Here is a 2,436-nt window from a genome sequence, read left to right as displayed (position 1 = left end):
TGCTCTTATCCTAACAAATTTTATTTAGGACTTACATGTATGCCTTCACTCTCTCGCCAATCTGCGTAAAGTATACGCTTTACATTATCATATCCATTGGTAGTTAATTGGTTATCTAACCACTGTTGATCAAATCCGAGTTCATGTAAATTATCCCATAAAATTTCCCCATCTATAATTAACGATGTTGGGAGGTCTACTGGACTTTCTGGAAGATTGAGATCTTGCTTGTCTGGTTTTTGATACTTGGAATTTAATAATAGTGTTGTGTAAATAACTATTTATAAAGAGTAAAAAATGAACAAACGCCAACACCTTGAACTTAGGGTTTGGCGTTTTCTCTATACGAATTACAAATAGGCCATTGACCCCTCTCTATTTGGGATGGCTAGACTTCCATTTTATAGTCTAATAAAATTTTCCTTAAATCCTGTCTCGGTATTTCCAAATTAATTGTCACCTGTATAAGTTCGTCCTCTTTATCACTTTCCCGATCCGACAATTCGATTTCGCGATCAGATTGAGTGGACAACTCCACACCTTCCCTCACATCGGAATTAACGTCTTCTTTACCACTTATTGATTCTCCATACAACATTTCCCACTGTTCATATAAGTTTTTTGCTGTGTGATATTCATCAAGATCAGCTTCTGTATCTATCTGTAATTTTTCTTTCAACCCACGACATGACTCTTCCCATTCCTCTAAGGTCTTCAAATCAAATAATTTTGAAAACCTTGGTTTCATTCTTTCCCAATGCAAATAAATGTTATCACACCATTCCAGCAACTCTTCACGATATTGTATTTCTTCTACTTCTTCCATTCCTCTTCATCTCCCGACCATAATTTTCATCCATAATATTCAAAAAACAATCGACATGTTTAAAAATACAAATAGGTAAATTTCGTTAATGCTTCTGGTTATGAAAAGGTAAGTGGCCCCCGGTAATTGATAATAGACTTATCAAAAGTAAATTATTCAAAATGACACAAACCTTTTATTAAAGCATCCTTGTTAATGATTTTTACCTATTTGATATTAACAATTTCATCATATGCTCCGCGATTGTCCAATGACTAGACAGTTGCCTAATTGTTATTAATTGGAATTACTTGGTCAATAATCATTGCTTTTAAAATTCCAAGTGCAAAGGCTTGTAGTTATTCCACCAGATGAAATAGTTATAGCCGAAAGAAAGAAAGTTTATGTTGAAACGAATAAACCCCCAAGACAAATAACAAAAACAGCCATAATGAGAATGATGATCCCAACATTAATTTTAATGAATTCAGAAAAGTACTGGGCTAATAAATCTGTTCCACCTGTGCTTGTCTCGAAGCGAAGCATAAGACCAATGCCAAAACCAATGAATACACCACCTGTAAATGAACTAAGAATTGGTGAAAATTTTATAGGAACTTGATTAACGTTATGAAAAAGGTCAATAAAAAATGATGATAAAAGCATACCGTGCAAACTATTAAAAAAATATGAACGATACTTAAACCAAGCTAGAGCAAAAATGGGGATGCTCAATACCATTATCGTGAACCCGGCGTTTGTATTTAATAAATAACTAATAATTAAACCTAGGCCAATAATTCCGCCATCTAAAACTTTGTTTGGTAATAAAAAAGTATTTATTCCCAACGCTATTGACATGCTGCCTACAAGAATAGCAACTGCTTTCAAAAAATATGGCATTTATTAAGAACTCTCCTGTCTAAATGGACGTGTTCTATGTATATGCCCAAAACGTTAGCATTATAGACAACTTTTACTTCACTGAATATAACTTCTGAAGTGCAAGTAGACGCAACATAAGCGCAAAAAAACGATAACTAATAACCCTAGCCCTTGTAGGTCAAGTAACCCTGTTTAAAGGAAAATGTCTATTAATGATACAAAAAACTACCCGAGGTGAGGCAGTTTTTGCAGATAGACATTAAATTTATTCAATTATAATATATGTTTTTTGCAATATAGGTGCATTCCCAGTTTACTCCCCTTTATTTTACACTAGGCGATAACATAAATACGATTTTGATACTTCTGCTCTTTCCCTACTAACGAATAGGTATCACGACTTCCTTCTAGAGTATTTACATCATTTGTAGCAGAATATTTAGTTGAAAAAATTTCCTAGCGTTTTTAAATTTAACGGCTGAAGAAAAACTTTCTATATATACATATACCCGAATCAATTTAAAAAAAATATTTTTCCAAAGATTTTATTTTCAAGATTCGACTTAATGATATTATATAAAAAAATGGTACTACTTTTTTGTTATGTGTCTTAAGATCATCCAAGATAGCGAAATAAACCATTATCCTTTTAAAATAGGCATCATTTTAACAATAGCTTCTTGTAGTTTTTCACTATTTTTACTATACATTTGCTTAGCTTCTTTTGATTCGGTTCCAAGAGCAAA

General features: G+C 32.7%; 4 protein-coding genes. All 4 read right to left on the bottom strand.

Annotated elements, in window-relative coordinates; all coding sequences use genetic code 11:
• Window positions 1–20: 20 nt before the first annotated feature.
• Window positions 21–275, bottom strand: a complete 255-nt coding sequence (locus tag ADJ83_RS24790; RefSeq protein ID WP_239687071.1) for a YetF domain-containing protein — start codon at window positions 273–275, stop codon at window positions 21–23.
• Window positions 276–388: 113 nt separating this feature from the next.
• Window positions 389–826, bottom strand: a complete 438-nt coding sequence (locus ADJ83_RS07890; RefSeq protein WP_031538346.1) for a hypothetical protein — start codon at window positions 824–826, stop codon at window positions 389–391.
• 381 nt (window positions 827–1,207) lie between these two features.
• Window positions 1,208–1,708: a YitT family protein gene (locus ADJ83_RS07885; protein WP_319020785.1), complete on the bottom strand. Its 501-nt coding sequence runs from the start codon at window positions 1,706–1,708 to the stop codon at window positions 1,208–1,210.
• A 623-nt stretch (window positions 1,709–2,331) separates the two neighbouring features.
• Window positions 2,332–2,436 (bottom strand): DUF1657 domain-containing protein (locus ADJ83_RS24785; protein ID WP_152910804.1); only part of this gene is annotated, 105 nt, incomplete at its 5' end.

Source organism: Bacillus sp. 522_BSPC (genome assembly GCF_001076885.1).
GTDB lineage: Bacteria > Bacillota > Bacilli > Bacillales > Cytobacillaceae > Niallia > Niallia hominis.
Note: the sequence above shows the minus strand (reverse complement) of the source record. Positions and strands in the feature narration are given on the sequence as shown.

Coding starts and splice junctions, on each gene's coding strand:
- ADJ83_RS07890 (WP_031538346.1), bottom strand. CDS start 826: ATGGAAGAAGTAGAAGAAATACAATATCGTGAAGAGTTGCTGGAATGG.
- ADJ83_RS07885 (WP_319020785.1), bottom strand. CDS start 1,708: ATGCCATATTTTTTGAAAGCAGTTGCTATTCTTGTAGGCAGCATGTCA.